The sequence below is a fragment of the Klenkia sp. PcliD-1-E genome (assembly GCF_024124375.1).
Taxonomy (GTDB): Bacteria; Actinomycetota; Actinomycetes; order Mycobacteriales; family Geodermatophilaceae; genus Klenkia.
Window position 1 is genome coordinate 1 of the sequence record NZ_JAMXRZ010000036.1, and the last position, 17,193, is coordinate 17,193.

Sequence of the window (17,193 nt, forward strand, 5' to 3'; positions counted from 1 at the left end):
GCGCGTGGTCGTCGGCCCGCCGCAGCCGGTGCCGGCCGGGGTCGTCGTGGTCCGCGAGGTCCCGCCCGGGGGCGGTCCGGTGCGCGGGCTGCGGGCCGGCCTGGACGCCGTCGAGGGCGCGGAGGTCGTCGCGGTGCTCGCCGCCGACCTGCCGTTCCTCACCCCGGCCGTGGTCACCGCGCTGCGGGAACGGCTGACCGGCGACGGCGTGGTCGTCGTGGACGCGACGGGCCGGGACCAGCACCTGCTCGGGGTGTGGCGCACCGCGGCGCTGCGGGCCGCCGTCGCCGGGGTCGACGGGCCGACGTCGATGCGCGCCGTGCTGGCCGACCTGGCCGTCCGGCGGTACCGCCCGGACGTCGTCCCCGGTGTCCCCCCGCCCTGGACCGACTGCGACACCCCCGCGGACCTCGAGCGGGCACGGGCCGCCGCGGGTGTCCCGCGCCGCCCGCCGGGGTAGCGGCGGCACCATGCACGTCGCCATCGCCGGAGCCCACGGCCAGATCGCCCGCCGCCTGACCCGCCTGCTCGCCGCCCGCGGCGACACCGTCACCGGGGTGGTGCGCAACCCCGACCACGCCGCGGACCTGGGGTCCGACGGCGCCCGACCCGTGGTGCTGGACCTGGAGCAGGCCTCGGTGGAGCAGGTGGCCGACGTCGTCCGCGGGGCCGACGCGGTGGTGTTCGCCGCCGGCGGCGGCGCGGGCAGCGGGATCGCGCGCAAGGACACCGTCGACCGGGCCGCCGCGGTGCTGCTGGCCGACGCCGCCGAGGCCGCCGGGGTCCGCCGCTACCTGCTGGTGTCCTCCTACGGCGTGGACGCCGTGGCCGACGGCGCGACCCCCGACGGCGTGGACGAGGTGTTCGTCGCCTACCTGCGGGCCAAGCTGGCCGCCGAGCAGGACGTGCTGCCGCGGCACGGGCTGGACACCACCGTCCTGCGGCCGGTCACCCTCACCGACGACCCGGGGGCCGGGACGGTGCACCTGGCGCCGTCGGTGGACCGGGGCGAGGTGAGCAGGGACGACGTCGCCGCCGTGCTGGTCGCGCTGCTGGACACCCCGCACACCGGGGTGCTGGAGCTCACCGGCGGGGACACCCCCGTGGCGGAGGCCGTCGCGGCTGCCTAGGCGTCCCGCCGCGCGCGGGTGACGACGGTGCGGGCGGCGAGCTGGTCGTCGGGCGGGTAGTCCACCGCCAGCAGGGTCAGCCCGTGCGCGGGGGCCACCGGTACCTCGTCCGAGCGGGTGGTGCGGGCCAGCAAGCCGGCCGGCCACTCCGGAGGACGCCGGCCCTCCCCCACCGCGAGCAGGGCGCCGACGAGGCTGCGCACCATGGAGTGGCAGAAGGCGTCCGCGGACGCCGACACGGTCACCAGACCACCCTCCCGGGCCACGTCGAGGGCCTGCAGCACCCGGATCGTGGTCGCGCCCTCGCGGCGCCGGCAGAAGGCGGCGAAGTCGTGCTGGCCGAGCAGCAGCGCAGCGGCCACCCGCATGGCGGGCACGTCGAGCGGGCGCGGCCAGCCGACCGTGTCGAACCGGCGCAGCGGTGGTGGGCCGGCGACGGCGTCGGTCAGCCGGTAGGCGTAGTGCCGGGCCAGGGCGGCGAACCGGGCGTCGAACCCGTCGGGCGCGGCCGCGGCCCCGGTGACCGCCACGTCGGGCGGCAGCGTGCCGCGCAGCCGCCGCAGCAGCCGGTCCCGGTGCTCCGCCCACACGGCTACCGGTAGGTCCAGGTGGGCGACCTGGCCGCGGGCGTGCACGCCGGCGTCGGTGCGCCCCGCGACGGTGAGGTCGACGTCGTGCCGCAGCACCGTGGACAGCGCGAGCTCGAGCTCGGCCTGCACCGTGCGGACCGAGCGCTGCCGCGCCCAGCCGTGCAGGTGGGTGCCGTCGTAGGCGATGTCCAGCCGGACGCGGACGAGCCCGCCACCGGGAGCGGTGGCGGGCTCGTCGACGGAGCTGGGTGTCACTTCGGGTCGGGCTCGGACTCCCCGCCGGGTGCGTCGTCGCCGGCGGTGGCGGCGTCGGTGTTCTCCGCCGCGTTGACCTCCGCGGCGGCGGCGTCGGCGACCTCGGGCGAGACGCCGTCGGCCTCGACCACGACGCCGTTCTCGGCGGTGGGCTCCGGCTCGGTGGTCGTCTCGTCCTGGGCCTCGTCGTCCGGGGTGAACACCTCGGTGGCGGTGGCCTCGGCGTCGGCCTGGTCGCTGGCCTCGTCGGCGATCTCGGTCGAGGAGGCGCTGACCTCACCGGCCGCGGCGGCCGAACCGGCACCGGAGGCGAACCGGGTGCCGCGGGCGCGCTCGGCCTCGCCGACGGCCTGCTGGCCGACGGTCAGGGCCTCGACGAGCTCGATGACGGCCATCGGCGCGTTGTCGCCCTTGCGGGGACCGACCTTGGTGATCCGGGTGTAGCCGCCGGGGCGGTTCTCGTACCGGGGGCCGATCTCGGCGAAGAGGTGGTGGACCACGTTCTTGTCCCGGATCTGGGTCATCACCTGGCGGCGGGCGTGCAGGTCACCGCGCTTGGCCAGGGTCACGAGCTTCTCGGCCAGCGGGCGCAGCCGCTTGGCCTTGGTCTCGGTGGTGGTGATCCGGCCGTGCTCGAACAGCGAGGTGGCGAGGTTCGCCAGCATCAGCCGCTCGTGCGACGGCGAACCGCCGAGGCGGGGGCCCTTGGTGGGGGTGGGCATGGGAGGTCCTTCCTCAGGCCGCCGGGGTACTGCCGGCCGCGCGTGTCACTGACGGGTGGAACTCCGGTCGCGGCAGGTGCCGCTCCCGGCGGGAACCCGCCGCCCCGGGTCGGGGCGGCGGGTTCCGTCGATCAGAGCTGCTCGGTCTCGCGGTAGTCGCCCTCGGCGTAGTCCTGCCCGTCGGCGTACTGGGCCTCACCGGGGTAGCTGTCGTCGTAGGTCTCGTCGTAGCTCTCCACCGAGGTGGGGACGAACCCGGGCGGGCTGTCCTTGAGCGCCAGACCCATGGCGGCCAGCTTGAGCTTGACCTCGTCGATGGACTTCGCACCGAAGTTGCGGATGTCCAGCAGGTCGGCCTCCGAGCGCGTGACGAGCTCACCGACGGTGTGCACGCCCTCGCGCTTGAGGCAGTTGTACGACCGGACCGTGAGGTCCATGTCCTCGATGGGCATCGAGAAGTTGGCGATGTCGGCGGCCTCGGCCGGGCTGGGCCCGACCTCGATGCCCTCGGCGTCGACGTTCAGCTCGCGCAGCAGACCGAACAGCTCGACCAGGGTCGAGCCGGCGGAGGCGATCGCGTCGCGCGGCTCGATGGAGGGCTTGGTCTCGACGTCGACGACCAGCCGGTCGAAGTCGGTGCGCTGCTCGACGCGGGTGGCCTCGACGGCGTAGGTCACCTTGAGCACCGGGGAGTAGATCGAGTCGACGGGGATGCGACCGATCTCCTGGCCCGGCTGCTTGTTCTGGGTGGCCGGCACGTAGCCGCGACCGCGCTCGACGACCAGCTCGATCTCCAGCCGGCCCTTCGCGTTCAGGGTCGCGATGTGCAGGTCGGGGTTGTGCACCTCGACGCCGGCCGGGGGCGCGATGTCGGCAGCGGTGACCTCACCGGGGCCCTGCTTGCGCAGGTACATCGTCACTGGCTCGTCGGAGTCGGAGCTGACGACCAGGCCCTTGAGGTTGAGGATCAGCTCGGTGACGTCCTCCTTGACCCCCGGCACGGTGGTGAACTCGTGCAGGGTGCCCTCGATGCGGATGCTGGTAACCGCGGCACCGGGGATCGAGGACAGCAGGGTGCGGCGCAGGGAGTTGCCGAGGGTGTAACCGAAGCCCGGCTCCAGCGGCTCGATGACGAACCGCGACCGGGAGGCGTCGATGGTCTCCTCGGTGAGGGTGGGGCGCTGTGCGATGAGCATGTCGATCTCCTTCTGGTCCTCCGGCGACCGCCATATGACGCCGTGAGGGGACGTGCCGACGGGGCGGGCTTCTGTCCGCCCGCCCCGTCGTGGTGCGCTTACTTGGAGTACAGCTCGACGATCAGCTGCTCCTGGACCGGCGTGTCGATGACCTGCCGGGCCGGGATCGAGTGGACGAGCACCTTGAGCTGGCTGGAGATGACCTCGAGCCACGCGGGCACCGGCCGGGAGCCGGCCTCGGCCTGGGCGACCTGGAAGGGCACCATCTCGGCCGACTTCGCGGCGACCTCGACGATGTCGTTGGCCGAGACGCGGTAGGAGGGGATGTCGACCTTGCGGCCGTTCACCTTGATGTGGCCGTGGCGCACCAGCTGGCGGGCCATGTCGCGGGACTTCGCGAAGCCGGCGCGGTAGACCACGTTGTCCAGGCGGGACTCGAGGATCTGCAGCAGGACCTCACCGGTCTTGCCGGTCTTCTTGTTGGCCTCTTCGTAGTAGCCGCGGAACTGCTTCTCCAGCACGCCGTAGATGCGGCGGGCCTTCTGCTTCTCGCGCAGCTGCAGGAGGTACTCGCTGTCCTTGGTGCGGCCACGACCGTGCTCGCCCGGGGGGTAGGGGCGGATCTCGATCGGGCACTTGGCGGACTCGCACTTGCTGCCCTTGAGGAACAGCTTCATCTTCTCGCGCCGGCACAGGCGGCAGTCGGCTCCGGTGTAACGGGCCACGTCGGGTCTCCCTGGTTTCTAAGAGTGAGTCAGAGAAGGCGCGGGTCAGACCCGGCGGCGCTTCTTGGGGCGGCAGCCGTTGTGCGGCTGGGGGGTGACGTCGGAGATCTGCCCGACCTCGAGGCCGGTGGCCTGGAGGGAGCGGATGGCGGTCTCGCGGCCGGAGCCGGGACCCTTCACGAAGACGTCGACCTTCCGCATGCCGTGCTCCTGCGCCTTGCGCGCAGCGTTCTCGGCAGCCATCTGCGCCGCGAACGGCGTGGACTTGCGGGAGCCCTTGAACCCGACGTGCCCGGCCGAGGCCCAGCTGATCACGTTGCCCGTGGGGTCGGTGATCGACACGATCGTGTTGTTGAAGGTGCTCTTGATGTGCGCCGCGCCGTGGGCGACGTTCTTCTTCTCCTTGCGGCGCACCTTCTTGGCGCCTGCCGCGCGTGCCCTGGGAGGCATGACTCTCTCTTCTCGTTCGTGGCCGTGTAGAGCTCGAGGTGGTGCAGGAGCCCGCGGCCGCCCCCTCTGCGGGGGCGCGACGGCCGGGGCTGGTGCCGGTGAGGGCTACCGCTGGGGTCAGCGGGCCTTCTTCTTGCCGGCGATGGTCTTGCGCGGGCCCTTGCTGGAGCGCGCGTTGGTCTTGGTGCGCTGCCCGCGGACGGGCAGGCCGCGGCGGTGACGCAGACCCTGGTAGCACCCGATCTCCACCTTGCGGCGGATGTCGGCGGCCACCTCGCGGCGCAGGTCACCCTCGACGCGGAAGTGCTCGTCGATGTAGTCGCGCAGCTTCAGCAGGTCCTCGTCGGAGAGGTCCTTGGCGCGCAGGTCCGGGCTGACGCCGGTTGCGGCCAGGGTGGCCTTCGCCGAGGTCGGACCGATCCCGTAGATGTAGGTGAGCGCGATCTCCATCCGCTTCTCGCGGGGCAGATCGACGCCGGCCAGTCGTGCCATGTCCTGTTACTCCCTCAGCCCTGGCGCTGCTTGTGCCGGGCGTTGTCGCAGATGACCATGACCCGGCCGTGCCGGCGGATCACCTTGCACTTGTCGCAGATCTTCTTCACCGACGGCTGGACCTTCACCGGTGCCGCCCTCATTCCTTGTAGTTCGTGGTGGCGGACCCGGCTGTCGTGGCCGGACCCACCACGGGTCACTTGTAGCGGTAGACGATGCGACCGCGGGTCAGGTCGTAGGGCGAGAGCTCCACGACCACGCGGTCCTCGGGCAGGATGCGGATGTAGTGCTGCCGCATCTTGCCGCTGATGTGCGCGAGCACCCGGTGCCCGTTCTGGAGCTCCACCCGGAACATCGCGTTGGGGAGCGGCTCGACGACTCGACCCTCGACCTCGATGGCCCCGTCCTTCTTCGCCATTCCCTGTACGGCCTCCCGATCTGGTGTTCCTCCGGCGCACGCCGGTTCGCGTCCCACCGGCGCCGGTGCAGGCGCGGATGGGTGGTGCTGGGTGTCTGGTGCGGGCGTACTCGCAGAGGGCGCCCGACGGCATGCGGCCACAGCACGACGACGGACGGCGCGAACGCCAGCGGCCACTGTACCCCGCAGGTCACAGCCGTTCCAACCCCGGGTCGTGTGACCCGGGGCGCTGATCAGCTGCGCGCGGTCAGGTGAGCGGGGTCAGGTGCGCGGCGTGATGCCGAAGGGGGCGAGACCGGCGACGCCGCCGTCCTCGGCGGTGAGCACCCACGGCCCCTCGGGGGTGATGGCGACGGTGTGCTCGAAGTGCGCGGCCCGCGAACCGTCCTCGGTCACCACGGTCCAGCCGTCCTCGAGCTCCACGGTCGACGGGTCCCCGACGGTCACCATCGGCTCGATGGCCAGCGCGAGCCCGGGCACCAGCTTGGGGCCGCGGCCCGGGCGGCCGTAGTTCAGCACGTGCGGGTCCTGGTGCATCTCGGTGCCGATGCCGTGGCCGCCGTAGTGGTCGACGATGCCGTAGCGGTGCGGCTCGGCGGTGATGGAGTCCTCCACCGCGGAGCTGATGTCGGTCAGCCGGCCACCGGCCACCGCCTTGGCCAGGCCGGCCCACATCGAGCGCTCGGTGGCGGCGATGAGGGCGGCGTCGGAGGCCGAGGGCTCCCCCACCGTCACGGTGATCGCCGAGTCCCCGTGCCAGCCGGAGAGGATCGCCCCGCAGTCGATGGAGATGTTGTCGCCCTCGGCGAGCGCCCGGCCGGCGGCGGGGATGCCGTGCACGACCTCGTCGTTGACCGAGGCGCAGATCGTCCCGGTGAACCCGTGGTAGCCCAGGAACGAGGGCACCGCGCCGGCGGACCGGATGTGGTCCTCGGCGACGGCGTCGAGCTCGGCGGTGGTCACCCTGGCCCGGACCTCGGCCCGGACGGCGGCCAGCGCACCGGCCACGACCAGGCCGGCGGCCCGCATCAGCTCGATCTCGTGCGCGGTCTTGATCTGGATCATGCGTCCCCTCCACCGGGCCAGCAACGGCAGCCGCCCGAGGAGCCCGGACGTCACCGGGACCCCCGGCGGCGCACCGGGTCAGCCCTGCGGGTCGTCGGTGTCGTCGGCCTCGGCGAGGGCGGCCATCGCGCGGCCGGTGACCTCGTCGATCTCGCCGATCGCGTCGATGCGGGCCAGGAGCCCCGCCCGCGCGTACCAGCCCGACAGCGGCTCGGTCTGGCGGTGGTAGACCTCCAGCCGGTGCCGCACGGTCTCGGGCTTGTCGTCCTCGCGCTGCACGGGCTTGCCGTCGACGATGACCACCCGGCCCGACAGCCGCCGGACGAGTTCCTCCTCGTCGACCACGAGCTCGAGCACGCAGGTCAGCTCCTGGCCGAGCTCGGCCAGCGAGTCACGCAGCTGCTCGGCCTGGGCGATGGTCCGGGGGAACCCGTCGAGCAGGAAGCCGGCCTTGGCGTCGGGCTCGGCGAGCCGGTCGCGGACCATGGCCACGGTGATCTCGTCGGGCACGAGGTCGCCGGCGTCCATGTAGACCTTGGCCTGCGTGCCGAGCTCGGTCTGCCCGCTGACGTTGGCCCGGAAGATGTCGCCGGTCGAGATGGCCGGGACGCCGAGGCGGCCGGCGATGATCTGCGCCTGGGTGCCCTTGCCCGCTCCGGGGGGCCCCAGGAGGACGACGCGCACTACTTCAGGAACCCTTCGTAGTTGCGCTGGTTGAGCTGCGTCTCGATCTGCTTCACCGTCTCCAAGCCCACTCCCACCATGATCAGCACTGCGGTCCCGCCGAACGGGAAGTTCTGGTTCTGGCCCTCCTGCGTGATCGACAGGAAGAGGTTGGGCAGCACCGCGACGAGGCCGAGGTAGATCGACCCGGGCAGGGTGATCCGGGACAGCACGTACTGCAGGTACTCGGCGGTCGGCCGGCCGGGGCGGATGCCGGGGATGAAGCCGCCGTAGCGCTTCATGTCGTCGGCCCGCTCCTCCGGGTTGAACGTGATCGACACGTAGAAGTACGTGAAGAACACGATCAGGCCGAAGTAGATCGCGATGTGCACCGGGCTGGACTGGTTGATGACGTAGGTCTCGAAGAACTGCCGGACCGAGCCGGCCGAGTCCCCCTGCAGCTGGCTGATCAGCTGCGGCAGGTACAGCAGCGACGAGGCGAAGATGACCGGGATGACACCGGCCTGGTTCACCTTCAGCGGCAGGTAGGTCGAGGTGCCGCCGTACATCCGCCGGCCGACCATGCGCTTGGCGTACTGCACCGGGATGCGGCGTTGCGCCTGCTCGACGTAGACGACCGAGGCGATGACCACCAGGGCCAGCACGCAGACCAGCGCGAACACCAGGCCGCCGCGGGACTGCAGGATCGACCCGCCCTCGGCGGGGATGCGCGCGGCGATCGAGGTGAAGATCAGCACGGACATGCCATTGCCGATCCCCTTCTCGGTGAGCAGCTCGCCCAGCCACATGATCATGGCGGTGCCCGCGGTGAGCGCGATGACCAGGACGACGGTGGTCCAGATCGACTGCGAGGGGATGAGCTCTTGCTGGCAGTTGGGGAACAGCTGGCCGCTGCGGGCCAGCGCGATGATCCCGGTGCTCTGCAGGACCGCCAGGGCGATCGTCAGGTAGCGGGTGTACTGGGTCAGCTTCTGCTGGCCCGACTGCCCTTCCTTCTTCAGCTGCTCGAACCGCGGGATGACCACGACCAGCAGCTGCACGATGATGCTCGCCGTGATGTACGGCATGATCCCGAGCGCGAAGATCGACAGCCGCAGCAGCGCGCCGCCGGAGAACAGGTTGACCAGCGAGTAGACGTCGCGCTGGTCGGAGGCCTGCGCCTGGTCGAGACAGCTGTTGATGGCCTCGATGGAGACCCCCGGCCCGGGCACGCTGGCGCCGAGCCGGTACACGGCGATGATCGCCAGGGAGAACAACAGCTTGCGCCGGAGGTCTGGCGTCCGGAACGCCGCGGCGAACGCCTGCAGCACGTGCCCTCCCCGAGTCGGTCGTGCGAGGTTAACAACAGCAGAAGGCCCCCTGGTCCGCCCGGGTCACCGGGCGGACCAGGGGGGCCGACTCACAGCTGGGTGGTGCTGCCCCCGGCCGCGGCGATCTTCTCGGCCGCGGACGCGGAGAAGGCGTGGGCCGAGACCTCGACCGCGACGCCCCCCAGCTCGCCGGTGCCGAGCACCTTCACGGGCTGGTTGCGACGGACGGCGCCGGCCTGGGCCAGCGTCTCCGGGTTCACCGGGCCACCGTCGGGGAACAGGGAGGCGATCTTGTCCAGGTTGACGACCTGGAAGACGACCTTGTTCCGCGGGGTGAAGCCCGACAGCTTCGGCAGTCGCATGTACAGCGGGGTCTGGCCACCCTCGAAGCGTGCGGAGACCTGCACGCGGGCGCCCGAACCCTTGGTACCGCGACCGGCGGTCTTGCCCTTGGAACCCTCACCACGACCCACGCGGGTCTTCTTGGTGTGGGCGCCGGGGGCCGGACGCAGGTGGTGGACCTTCAGAGTCATGTCAGTGTTCCTTCTCGACCGCTCAGGCGATCTCTTCGACGGAGACCAGGTGGGTCACCGTGGCGACCATCCCGCGGATCTCCGGGCGGTCCTCCTGGACGACCGTGTGGTTGATCCGCTTGAGGCCGAGCGACCGGAGGGTCTGCCGCTGGTTGGGCTTGGTGCCAATCCCGGACTTGATCTGGGTGACCTTCAGCTGCGCCACGTCACACCCCCTGACCGGCACGCGCCCGAAGCATGGCGGCGGGGGCGACGTCCTCCAGGGGCAGACCGCGGCGGGCCGCGATCTCCTCGGGGCGGACGAGGTCCTTCAGCGCCTGCATGGTCGCGTGGACGATGTTGATCGGGTTGGAGGACCCGAGGCTCTTGGACAGCACGTCGTGGATGCCGGCGCACTCGAGGACCGCACGCACCGGACCACCGGCGATGACGCCGGTACCGGGGCTGGCGGGCTTGAGCAGCACGACACCGGCAGCGGCCTCGCCCTGCACCGGGTGCGGGATGGTGCTGGCGATGCGCGGCACGCGGTAGAAGTGCTTCTTGGCCTCCTCGACGCCCTTGGCGATGGCCGCGGGCACCTCCTTGGCCTTGCCGTAGCCGACGCCCACGGTGCCGTCGCCGTCGCCGACGATCACCAGGGCGGTGAAGCTGAAGCGCCGACCACCCTTGACGACCTTGGACACGCGGTTGATGGCCACGACCCGCTCGAGGAACTGGCTCTTCTCGGCCGGGCCGCCGGGGCCGCGGCCGCCGCCGTCCCGCCGGTCACGTCGGTCGTTGCCGCCGGTGCCACCGGCACCGCCGGCGCCACCGCCGCGTCGCTGTGGTCCTGGCATCAGAAGTCCCTCTCGATCTGCGTGGTCATGAGCTGCTGGGCGCCCATCAGAAGTCCAGCCCGCCCTCGCGGGCGCCGTCGGCGAGCGCCGCGAGGCGGCCGTGGTAGCGGTTGCCGCCCCGGTCGAAGACCACGGCGGTGATGCCGGCGGCCTTGGCCCGGTCGGCCACGAGCGCGCCGACCTGGCGCGCCAGCGCCGACTTGTCCCCGGCGGTGCCGCGCAGCGAGGCGTCCATGGTCGAGGCGCTGACCAGGGTGATGCCCTGGGTGTCGTCGACGACCTGCACGTGGACGTGGCGCGAGCTGCGCTTGACCACCATGCGGGGGCGCTCGGGGGTGCCGGCCACGCGCTTGCGGAGCCGGTTGTGCCGGCGGGCGCGCGACAGCCGCCGCGCGGTGCTGATGTCGGTGCCGACGGGCTTGTGCACCCGGGCCGACTTCTCGTTGGTCTTGGTGTCTGCCATCACTTGCCCGTCTTCCCGACCTTGCGCTTGATGACCTCGCCCTGGTACCGGACGCCCTTGCCCTTGTAGGGGTCGGGCCGGCGCAGCTTGCGGATCTTGGCGGCGACCTCGCCGACCTGCTGCTTGTCGATGCCGCTGACCTTGAAGCGGGTCGGGGCCTCGACGGTGAAGGTGATGCCCTCGGGCGCCTTCACCAGCACCGGGTGGCTGAAGCCGAGCGCGAACTCGAGGTCCGAGCCGCGGGCCTGCACGCGGTAGCCGACGCCGACGATCTCGAGGGTCTTGGTGTAGCCCTCGGTGACGCCGGTGATCATGTTGGCGATCAGGGTGCGGGAGAGGCCGTGCAGCGCGCGGCTCTCGCGCTCGTCGTCCGGGCGCTGCACGAGCAGCGCGCCGGAGTCGTCCTTCTCGACGAAGATCGGCGAGGCGAGGGTGTGGGCGAGGGAGCCCTTCGGGCCCTTCACGTTCACGGTGCGACCGTCGATGGCGACGTCGACGCCGCCCGGGACGGTGACGGGGAGTCGTCCGATTCGAGACATCTGGTGCGCTCCCTTACCAGACGTAGGCGAGGACTTCCCCACCCACGCCCTTCTTGTTCGCCTGCTTGTCGGTCAGCAGACCGGTCGAGGTGGAGATGATCGCCACCCCGAGACCGCCGAGGACCTTGGGCAGCGCGGTGGACTTGGCGTAGACCCGCAGACCGGGCTTGGAGACGCGCCGGACGCCGGCGATGCTCCGCTCGCGGTTGGGGCCGTACTTCAGGTCGACCACCAGCTCCTTGCGGACCTGGCCGTCCTTCTCGACGTCGTTGACCTTCCAGCCGGCGATGTAGCCCTCCTGCTGGAGGATCTCGGCGATCTTGGTCTTGAGCTTCGACGACGGCATGGCCGCGGCGTCGTGGTACGCGGAGTTCGCGTTCCGCAGCCGCGTGAGCATGTCCGCGATCGGGTCGGTCATCGTCATGTGTCGGTCGTGCCTCTCTCACCGCGGTTCCCTCCGCGCCGTGCGGGGGCCTGTCGGTGATCGGGTGGTGCAGGGTGGTGGTGGCCTACGGGGTGCAGGTCACCAGGAGGACTTGGTCACGCCGGGGAGCTCGCCCGCGTGGGCCATCTCCCGGACGCAGATGCGGCACAGCCCGAACTTGCGGAACACCGCGTGCGGGCGACCGCAGCGCTGGCACCGCGTGTAGCCGCGGACCTTGAACTTCGGGGTGCGGGCCGCCTTGTTGACGAGCGCCTTCTTGGCCATGGTGTCTCCTGTTCCCGGCTCAGCGGGTCGTCTGGACGACGGTCTGGCCGGCGAAGGGGAAGCCCAGCAGGCTGAGCAGCTCGCGACCCTCCTCGTCGGTGGTGGCGGTGGTGACGAGCGTGATGTCCATGCCGCGCGGACGGTCGATCTTGTCCACGTCGATCTCGCGGAACATCGACTGCTCGGTCAGCCCGAACGTGTAGTTGCCGTGGCCGTCGAACTGCTTGGGGTTCAGGCCGCGGAAGTCGCGGATGCGGGGCAGGGCCAGGCTCAGCAGCCGGTCCAGGAACTCCCACATGCGGTCCCCGCGCAGGGTGACCTTGGCGCCGATCGGCATGCCCTCGCGCAGCTTGAACTGGGCGATGGACTTGCGGGCCCGCACGACCGCGGGCTTCTGGCCGGTGATGGCGGTCAGGTCGCGGACCGCGCCGTCCATCAGCTTGGCGTCGCGGGTGGCCTCGCCGACGCCCATGTTGACCACGATCTTGGTCAGACCGGGGATCTGCATGACGTTGGCGTAGCCGAACTCGTTCTGCAGCGCCGGCGCGATGTCCTCGCGGTAGCGGGCGAGCAGCCGGGGCAGCTCTCGGGTGGGTGCGCTCATGTTCAGAGGTCCTTACCGGTGCGCTTCGAGACCCGGATGCTGCGTCCGTCCTCGTCCTTGCGGTAGCCGACGCGGGTCGGCTTGCCCTCGGAGTCGATGACCATCACGTTGCTCACGTGGATGGCCGCCTCCTGGGTGACGATCCCGCCCGACTGCGAGCCCCGCTGGCTGGTGCTCACGCGGGTGTGCTTCTTGACCCGGCCGATGCCCTCGACGAGCACCTTGCCGGTCTTGGGGAAGGCGGCGATGACGCGCCCCTTCGCACCCTTGTCCTTGCCGGACAGGACGACGACCTGGTCGCCCTTCTTGACCTTCAGGGAGGGGGTCTTCTCCGCCATGGTCACAACACCTCCGGGGCGAGCGAGATGATCCGCATGAAGCGCTTGTCGCGCAGCTCGCGGCCGACGGGGCCGAAGATGCGGGTGCCGCGCGGGTCACCGCTGTCGCGGATGATGACGGCGGCGTTCTCGTCGAAGCGGATGTAGGAGCCGTCGGGACGGCGCCGCTCCTTGACGGTGCGGACGACGACGGCCTTGACCACGTCGCCCTTCTTGACCCCCGCGCCGGGGATGGCGTCCTTCACGGTGCCGACGATGACGTCGCCGATGCCCGCGTAGCGACGACCGGACCCGCCGAGGACACGGATGCACAAGATCTCCTTGGCACCGGTGTTGTCGGCGACCCGCAGTCGTGACTCCTGCTGGATCACTGCGTAGCTCCTGAGGTGGTGAGGTTGACCGCCGGGCCGAGTCGGTGAAGCGGCGGTCGGGACCCACGTGCGACAGCCGGCGGCTCGCGCCGCCGGCCGTCAGGTCCCGGGTTGCGGCGCCTCCTCGGAGGCGCCAGTGGTCCAGGGTACGCGCAACGGCTCCCCCGTTTCCACGGGGGCGTCGTCACACCGGACCTGGGACGTCGTGCAGGCCTACTTGGCCTTCTCGACCACGGTCACCAGACGCCAGCGCTTGGTGGCCGACATCGGGCGGGTCTCCATGATCTGGACGCGGTCGCCGATGCCGGCGGTGCCGTCCTCGTCGTGCGCCTTCAGCTTGCTGGTGCGGCGCAGGACCTTGCCGTACAGGCCGTGCTTCACCCGGTCCTCGACCTCGACGACGATGGTCTTGTCCATCTTGTCGGAGACGACCAGGCCCTCACGGACCTTGCGGTAGCCACGACCGGCCAGGCCGGGACCGGAGGCGACGGCCTCGTTGGTCTCGTTGGTGGTCTCGCTCATGCCACACCCTCGTTCGGGGCGACCGACAGGCCCAGCTCGCGCTCGCGCATGATCGTGTAGATCCGGGCGATGTCGCGGCGGACGGTCTGCAGCCGCCGGTTGTTGTCCAGCTGGCCGGTGGCCACCTGGAACCGCAGGTTGAACAGTTCTTCCCTCGACTCACGCAGACGCGTGGCGAGCTCGTCCACCGAGAGCTCACGGAGCTCCGGGGCGGTGAGGCCGGCAGCCATCACACCTCTCCTTCACGGGTGATGAAGCGGCACTTCATGGGGAGCTTGTGGATGGCGCGGCGCATCGCCTCGCGGGCGATGGGCTCGTCGACACCGGACAGCTCGAACATGATGCGGCCGGGCTTCACGTTGGCGACCCACCACTCGGGCGAGCCCTTGCCCGAACCCATGCGGGTCTCGGCGGGCTTCTTGGTCAGCGGGCGGTCGGGGTAGATCGAGATCCACACCTTGCCGCCACGCCGGATGTGGCGGGTCATGGCGATACGAGCGGACTCGATCTGCCGGTTGGTGACGTACGCCGGCTCCAGGGCCTGGATGGCGTACTCGCCGAAGTTGATCGCGGTGCCGCCCTTGGCCCGGCCGGTGCGGTCGGGACGGTGCTGCTTGCGGTGCTTGACGCGACGCGGGATCAGCATCGATCAGCCCTCCGTGGTCTCGGCACCGGTCGCCTCGGCGGCGGTGCCCTCGGCGCCGGCGGTCTCGCCGGTGCCCTGCGCGGTGGTCTCGACCGGGGTCTCCACCGCGGTGGCGGTGGTGTCCTCGACCGGGGCCTCGGTGGTGGCGGTGGTGTCGACCGGGGTCTCGGCCGCGGCGCGACCGGCCTCGGTGCCACCGGCGGTGGTGCCGGTCGAGCCCGAGCGGCGGGGCCGCTGGGTGCGCTCCCGGCGCTGCTGGCGGGCGGCCAGGGCCTCGAGGGCCTCGCGCTCGGCGCGGGAGCCGCTCGCGTCGCCCTTGTAGATCCAGACCTTCACGCCGATGCGGCCGAACGTGGTGCGGGCCTCGTAGATGCCGTAGTCGATGTTCGCGCGCAGCGTGTGCAGCGGCACCCGGCCCTCGCGGTAGAACTCCGACCGGCTCATCTCGGTGCCGCCCAGGCGACCGGAGCACTGCACCCGGATGCCCTTGACCTGCGGGCTGCGCTGGGCCGACTGCATGGCCTTGCGCATCGCGCGGCGGAAGCTGACGCGGCTGGACAGCTGCTCGGCCACGCCCTGCGCGACGAGCTGGGCGTCGGACTCGGGGTTCTTGACCTCGAGGATGTTCAGCTGCACCTGCTTGCCGGTGAGCTTCTCCAGCTCGCCGCGGATGCGGTCGGCCTCGGCGCCGCGGCGGCCGATGACGATGCCCGGGCGCGCGGTGTGGATGTCGACGCGGACGCGGTCACGGGTGCGCTCGATCTCCACCTTCGAGATGCCGGCACGCTCCATGCCCTTGCCCATCAGCTTGCGGATGGCCACGTCCTCCTTGACGTAGTCCGCGTACTGCTTGTCGGCGAACCAGCGCGACTTGTAGTCGGTGGTGATCCCGAGGCGGAACCCGTGGGGGTTGACCTTCTGACCCACTAGCGGGTCCCTCCCTTCGTGTTGGTCTTCTGCTGGGTCGCGGGGCCGGACTGGCCGGTCTCACGACGTGCCTTGCGCGACCGCGCGGCGAGCTCGGCGCTCGAGGCGACCTCGCTGACCTCGACGGTGATGTGCGAGGTGCGCTTGTTGATCCGGAACGCCCGCCCCTGGGCGCGCGGCCGGATGCGCTTGAGGGTCGGGCCCTCGTCGACGTAGGCGGCGCTGACGACCAGCGCGGCCGGGTCGAGCTGCAGGTTGTGCTCGGCGTTGGCCACCGCGGAGGCGACGACCTTGGCCACCGGCTCGCTGGCGGTCTGCGGGGCGAAGCGCAGCAACGCCAGCGCCTCGTCGGTGGGCAGGTAGCGGATCAGGTCCACCACCCGCCGGGCCTTCATCGGGGTGACGCGGACGAACCGGGCCGTGGCCCGGGCGACCGGTGCGTCGGTCCCCAGCTGGGAAGTCATCGTGATGCTCTCCTCGTCCCGCTCAGCCGCGCCGCGACCGACGGTCGTCCTTGACGTGCCCACGGAAGGTGCGGGTGGGCGCGAACTCGCCGAGCTTGTGCCCGACCATGGCCTCGGTCACGAAGACCGGGACGTGCTTGCGGCCGTCGTGCACGGCCAGGGTGTGGCCGAGCATGTCCGGGATGATCGTCGAGCGCCGCGACCAGGTGCGGATGACGTTCTTGGTGCCCTTCTCGTTCTGGGCGTCCACCTTGGCGAGCAGGTGGTCGTCGACGAACGGGCCCTTCTTCAGGCTCCTTGGCATGGTCTTCCCCTACCTGCTCAGCGCTTCTTGTTGGTGCGACGACGGCGCACGATCATGGCGTCGGAGGCCTTGCGCTTGCGCGTGCGGCCCTCCGGCTTGCCCTTGGGGTTGACCGGGTGGCGACCACCGCTGGTCTTGCCCTCACCACCACCGTGCGGGTGGTCGACCGGGTTCATGGCGACACCGCGGACGGTGGGGCGCTTGCCCTTCCACCGCATGCGGCCGGCCTTGCCCCAGTTGATGTTCGACTGCTCGGCGTTGCCCACCTCGCCGACGGTGGCGCGGCAGCGCACGTCGACGTTGCGGATCTCGCCCGAGGGCATGCGCAGCTGCGCGAAGCGGCCCTCGCGGGCGACCAGCTGGACGCTGGTGCCGGCCGAGCGGGCGATCTTGGCGCCGCCACCGGGACGCAGCTCGATGGCGTGCACGACCGTGCCGACCGGGATGTTGCGCAGCGGAAGGTTGTTGCCGGGCTTGATGTCGGCGTTGGGCCCGCACTCCACCGCGTCGCCCTGCTTGAGGCGGGCCGGCGCGATGATGTAGCGCTTCTCGCCGTCGGCGTAGTGCAGCAGCGCGATGCGCGAGGTGCGGTTGGGGTCGTACTCGATGTGCGCGACGGTGGCCGGCACGCCGTCCTTGTCGGCCCGGCGGAAGTCGATCAGCCGGTAGGCACGCTTGTGCCCGCCGCCCTGGTGGCGCGCGGTGACGCGGCCGTGGACGTTGCGACCGCCCCGGCCGTGCAGCGGGCGGACCAGCGACTTCTCGGGGTGGTCGCGGGTGACCTCGGCGAAGTCGGCGACGGACGAGCCGCGGCGGCCCGGCGTCGTCGGCTTGTACTTACGGATGGCCATGGTTCCTACTCAGTCCCTGTCTGATCTGGCGTGCGGTCGCTGGTCCGGT

28 protein-coding genes and 2 pseudogenes are annotated in these 17,193 nt (G+C 71.3%); 2 read left to right on the top strand and 28 right to left on the bottom strand.

The window, feature by feature from the left end; translation table 11 throughout:
* Nucleotides 1-460 (top strand): molybdenum cofactor guanylyltransferase (locus NH342_RS09255; protein ID WP_253014019.1); only part of this gene is annotated, 460 nt, incomplete at its 5' end.
* Between the two features lie 10 nt (nt 461-470).
* Nucleotides 471-1,130, top strand: a complete 660-nt coding sequence (locus NH342_RS09260) for an NAD(P)-binding oxidoreductase (RefSeq protein WP_253014021.1) — start codon at nt 471-473, stop codon at nt 1,128-1,130.
* Here NH342_RS09260 and truA read toward each other — a convergent pair.
* The 28 genes and pseudogenes from truA to rplB all read right to left on the bottom strand — a co-directional run bounded on the left by truA (nt 1,127) and on the right by rplB (nt 17,144).
* Nucleotides 1,127-1,975 (bottom strand): tRNA pseudouridine(38-40) synthase TruA, encoded by an 849-nt coding sequence (truA, locus tag NH342_RS09265; protein WP_253014023.1) that lies wholly within the window; start codon nt 1,973-1,975, stop codon nt 1,127-1,129. The two genes, NH342_RS09260 and truA, sit on opposite strands and share 4 nt — an antisense overlap.
* Nucleotides 1,976-2,349: 374 nt before the next feature.
* A pseudogene (gene rplQ / locus NH342_RS09270) lies at nt 2,350-2,697 on the bottom strand (50S ribosomal protein L17); the annotation flags it as partial.
* Between the two features lie 131 nt (nt 2,698-2,828).
* On the bottom strand, nt 2,829-3,893 hold the full coding sequence (locus NH342_RS09275) for a DNA-directed RNA polymerase subunit alpha (protein ID WP_253014025.1): 1,065 nt from the start codon (nt 3,891-3,893) through the stop codon (nt 2,829-2,831).
* Between the two features lie 98 nt (nt 3,894-3,991).
* Nucleotides 3,992-4,618 carry a 30S ribosomal protein S4 gene (gene rpsD, locus NH342_RS09280; RefSeq protein WP_253014040.1) on the bottom strand — a complete coding sequence of 209 codons (627 nt, stop codon included), beginning with the start codon at nt 4,616-4,618 and terminating at the stop codon, nt 3,992-3,994.
* Between the two features lie 45 nt (nt 4,619-4,663).
* Nucleotides 4,664-5,068, bottom strand: a complete 405-nt coding sequence (gene rpsK / locus NH342_RS09285) for a 30S ribosomal protein S11 (protein WP_055764664.1) — start codon at nt 5,066-5,068, stop codon at nt 4,664-4,666.
* A gap of 117 nt (nt 5,069-5,185) precedes the next feature.
* Complete coding sequence (rpsM, locus tag NH342_RS09290) at nt 5,186-5,560, bottom strand: 30S ribosomal protein S13 (RefSeq protein WP_091061434.1); 375 nt, start codon at nt 5,558-5,560, stop codon at nt 5,186-5,188.
* A 14-nt stretch (nt 5,561-5,574) separates the two neighbouring features.
* Nucleotides 5,575-5,688: a 50S ribosomal protein L36 gene (gene rpmJ, locus NH342_RS09295; RefSeq protein ID WP_012950458.1), complete on the bottom strand. Its 114-nt coding sequence runs from the start codon at nt 5,686-5,688 to the stop codon at nt 5,575-5,577.
* Nucleotides 5,689-5,756: 68 nt separating this feature from the next.
* Entirely contained in the window at nt 5,757-5,978 is a 222-nt protein-coding gene (infA, locus tag NH342_RS09300; protein WP_012950459.1) for a translation initiation factor IF-1, read from the bottom strand.
* Nucleotides 5,979-6,239: 261 nt separating this feature from the next.
* Nucleotides 6,240-7,043, bottom strand: coding sequence for a type I methionyl aminopeptidase (gene map / locus NH342_RS09305; RefSeq protein ID WP_253014042.1), 804 nt, complete (start codon nt 7,041-7,043; stop codon nt 6,240-6,242).
* A gap of 78 nt (nt 7,044-7,121) precedes the next feature.
* Nucleotides 7,122-7,727, bottom strand: coding sequence for an adenylate kinase (locus NH342_RS09310; RefSeq protein ID WP_253014044.1), 606 nt, complete (start codon nt 7,725-7,727; stop codon nt 7,122-7,124).
* Nucleotides 7,727-9,037 carry a preprotein translocase subunit SecY gene (gene secY / locus NH342_RS09315; RefSeq protein WP_253014046.1) on the bottom strand — a complete coding sequence of 437 codons (1,311 nt, stop codon included), beginning with the start codon at nt 9,035-9,037 and terminating at the stop codon, nt 7,727-7,729. Before secY ends, NH342_RS09310 begins: the two co-directional genes overlap by 1 nt.
* An 89-nt stretch (nt 9,038-9,126) precedes the next feature.
* Entirely contained in the window at nt 9,127-9,564 is a 438-nt protein-coding gene (gene rplO / locus NH342_RS09320) for a 50S ribosomal protein L15 (RefSeq protein ID WP_374209423.1), read from the bottom strand.
* Nucleotides 9,565-9,592: 28 nt separating this feature from the next.
* Nucleotides 9,593-9,775 (bottom strand): 50S ribosomal protein L30, encoded by a 183-nt coding sequence (gene rpmD, locus NH342_RS09325; protein WP_253014050.1) that lies wholly within the window; start codon nt 9,773-9,775, stop codon nt 9,593-9,595.
* A gap of 1 nt (nt 9,776) precedes the next feature.
* On the bottom strand, nt 9,777-10,406 hold the full coding sequence (gene rpsE / locus NH342_RS09330; RefSeq protein WP_253014052.1) for a 30S ribosomal protein S5: 630 nt from the start codon (nt 10,404-10,406) through the stop codon (nt 9,777-9,779).
* 46 nt (nt 10,407-10,452) lie between these two features.
* Complete coding sequence (gene rplR, locus NH342_RS09335) at nt 10,453-10,869, bottom strand: 50S ribosomal protein L18 (protein ID WP_253014053.1); 417 nt, start codon at nt 10,867-10,869, stop codon at nt 10,453-10,455.
* Nucleotides 10,869-11,408, bottom strand: coding sequence for a 50S ribosomal protein L6 (gene rplF, locus NH342_RS09340; RefSeq protein ID WP_253014054.1), 540 nt, complete (start codon nt 11,406-11,408; stop codon nt 10,869-10,871). Before rplF ends, rplR begins: the two co-directional genes overlap by 1 nt.
* Nucleotides 11,409-11,421: 13 nt before the next feature.
* A complete protein-coding gene (gene rpsH, locus NH342_RS09345) occupies nt 11,422-11,832 on the bottom strand; it encodes a 30S ribosomal protein S8 (protein ID WP_091061410.1) in 411 nt (136 codons plus the stop codon).
* A gap of 99 nt (nt 11,833-11,931) precedes the next feature.
* Entirely contained in the window at nt 11,932-12,117 is a 186-nt protein-coding gene (locus NH342_RS09350; RefSeq protein ID WP_014742845.1) for a type Z 30S ribosomal protein S14, read from the bottom strand.
* 19 nt (nt 12,118-12,136) lie between these two features.
* Complete coding sequence (gene rplE / locus NH342_RS09355; RefSeq protein WP_253014056.1) at nt 12,137-12,721, bottom strand: 50S ribosomal protein L5; 585 nt, start codon at nt 12,719-12,721, stop codon at nt 12,137-12,139.
* Nucleotides 12,722-12,723: 2 nt separating this feature from the next.
* Complete coding sequence (gene rplX / locus NH342_RS09360; RefSeq protein WP_091061859.1) at nt 12,724-13,038, bottom strand: 50S ribosomal protein L24; 315 nt, start codon at nt 13,036-13,038, stop codon at nt 12,724-12,726.
* Between the two features lie 23 nt (nt 13,039-13,061).
* Nucleotides 13,062-13,430: a 50S ribosomal protein L14 gene (gene rplN, locus NH342_RS09365; protein WP_091555279.1), complete on the bottom strand. Its 369-nt coding sequence runs from the start codon at nt 13,428-13,430 to the stop codon at nt 13,062-13,064.
* A gap of 213 nt (nt 13,431-13,643) precedes the next feature.
* Nucleotides 13,644-13,952, bottom strand: a complete 309-nt coding sequence (gene rpsQ, locus NH342_RS09370) for a 30S ribosomal protein S17 (protein WP_305884876.1) — start codon at nt 13,950-13,952, stop codon at nt 13,644-13,646.
* On the bottom strand, nt 13,949-14,182 hold the full coding sequence (gene rpmC, locus NH342_RS09375) for a 50S ribosomal protein L29 (protein WP_091061857.1): 234 nt from the start codon (nt 14,180-14,182) through the stop codon (nt 13,949-13,951). The genes rpsQ and rpmC overlap by 4 nt, the downstream gene beginning before the upstream one ends.
* Entirely contained in the window at nt 14,182-14,598 is a 417-nt protein-coding gene (rplP, locus tag NH342_RS09380) for a 50S ribosomal protein L16 (protein WP_091555275.1), read from the bottom strand. Before rplP ends, rpmC begins: the two co-directional genes overlap by 1 nt.
* A gap of 3 nt (nt 14,599-14,601) precedes the next feature.
* Nucleotides 14,602-15,525 carry a 30S ribosomal protein S3 gene (gene rpsC / locus NH342_RS09385; protein ID WP_308200631.1) on the bottom strand — a complete coding sequence of 308 codons (924 nt, stop codon included), beginning with the start codon at nt 15,523-15,525 and terminating at the stop codon, nt 14,602-14,604.
* A gap of 110 nt (nt 15,526-15,635) precedes the next feature.
* Nucleotides 15,636-15,989: pseudogene (gene rplV / locus NH342_RS09390) on the bottom strand (50S ribosomal protein L22); the annotation flags it as partial.
* A 22-nt stretch (nt 15,990-16,011) separates the two neighbouring features.
* A complete protein-coding gene (rpsS, locus tag NH342_RS09395; protein WP_091061398.1) occupies nt 16,012-16,293 on the bottom strand; it encodes a 30S ribosomal protein S19 in 282 nt (93 codons plus the stop codon).
* A 17-nt stretch (nt 16,294-16,310) separates the two neighbouring features.
* The gene (gene rplB, locus NH342_RS09400) at nt 16,311-17,144 is read right to left on the bottom strand and encodes a 50S ribosomal protein L2 (protein WP_091555267.1); all 834 of its coding nucleotides are present in this window, start codon (nt 17,142-17,144) and stop codon (nt 16,311-16,313) included.
* Nucleotides 17,145-17,193: the final 49 nt, after the last annotated feature.

What these genes read in the sequence shown, in the direction of transcription:
- NH342_RS09260 (WP_253014021.1), top strand. Translation starts at nt 471, where the DNA reads ATGCACGTCGCCATCGCCGGAGCCCACGGCCAGATCGCCCGCCGCCTG.
- NH342_RS09275 (WP_253014025.1), bottom strand. Translation starts at nt 3,893, where the DNA reads ATGCTCATCGCACAGCGCCCCACCCTCACCGAGGAGACCATCGACGCC.
- rpsK (WP_055764664.1), bottom strand. Translation starts at nt 5,068, where the DNA reads ATGCCTCCCAGGGCACGCGCGGCAGGCGCCAAGAAGGTGCGCCGCAAG.
- rpsM (WP_091061434.1), bottom strand. Translation starts at nt 5,560, where the DNA reads ATGGCACGACTGGCCGGCGTCGATCTGCCCCGCGAGAAGCGGATGGAG.
- infA (WP_012950459.1), bottom strand. Translation starts at nt 5,978, where the DNA reads ATGGCGAAGAAGGACGGGGCCATCGAGGTCGAGGGTCGAGTCGTCGAG.
- map (WP_253014042.1), bottom strand. Translation starts at nt 7,043, where the DNA reads ATGATCCAGATCAAGACCGCGCACGAGATCGAGCTGATGCGGGCCGCC.
- rpsE (WP_253014052.1), bottom strand. Translation starts at nt 10,406, where the DNA reads ATGCCAGGACCACAGCGACGCGGCGGTGGCGCCGGCGGTGCCGGTGGC.
- rplR (WP_253014053.1), bottom strand. Translation starts at nt 10,869, where the DNA reads ATGGCAGACACCAAGACCAACGAGAAGTCGGCCCGGGTGCACAAGCCC.
- rplF (WP_253014054.1), bottom strand. Translation starts at nt 11,408, where the DNA reads ATGTCTCGAATCGGACGACTCCCCGTCACCGTCCCGGGCGGCGTCGAC.
- rpsH (WP_091061410.1), bottom strand. Translation starts at nt 11,832, where the DNA reads ATGACGATGACCGACCCGATCGCGGACATGCTCACGCGGCTGCGGAAC.
- NH342_RS09350 (WP_014742845.1), bottom strand. Translation starts at nt 12,117, where the DNA reads ATGGCCAAGAAGGCGCTCGTCAACAAGGCGGCCCGCACCCCGAAGTTC.
- rplE (WP_253014056.1), bottom strand. Translation starts at nt 12,721, where the DNA reads ATGAGCGCACCCACCCGAGAGCTGCCCCGGCTGCTCGCCCGCTACCGC.
- rpsQ (WP_305884876.1), bottom strand. Translation starts at nt 13,952, where the DNA reads ATGAGCGAGACCACCAACGAGACCAACGAGGCCGTCGCCTCCGGTCCC.
- rpmC (WP_091061857.1), bottom strand. Translation starts at nt 14,182, where the DNA reads ATGGCTGCCGGCCTCACCGCCCCGGAGCTCCGTGAGCTCTCGGTGGAC.
- rplP (WP_091555275.1), bottom strand. Translation starts at nt 14,598, where the DNA reads ATGCTGATCCCGCGTCGCGTCAAGCACCGCAAGCAGCACCGTCCCGAC.
- rpsS (WP_091061398.1), bottom strand. Translation starts at nt 16,293, where the DNA reads ATGCCAAGGAGCCTGAAGAAGGGCCCGTTCGTCGACGACCACCTGCTC.
- rplB (WP_091555267.1), bottom strand. Translation starts at nt 17,144, where the DNA reads ATGGCCATCCGTAAGTACAAGCCGACGACGCCGGGCCGCCGCGGCTCG.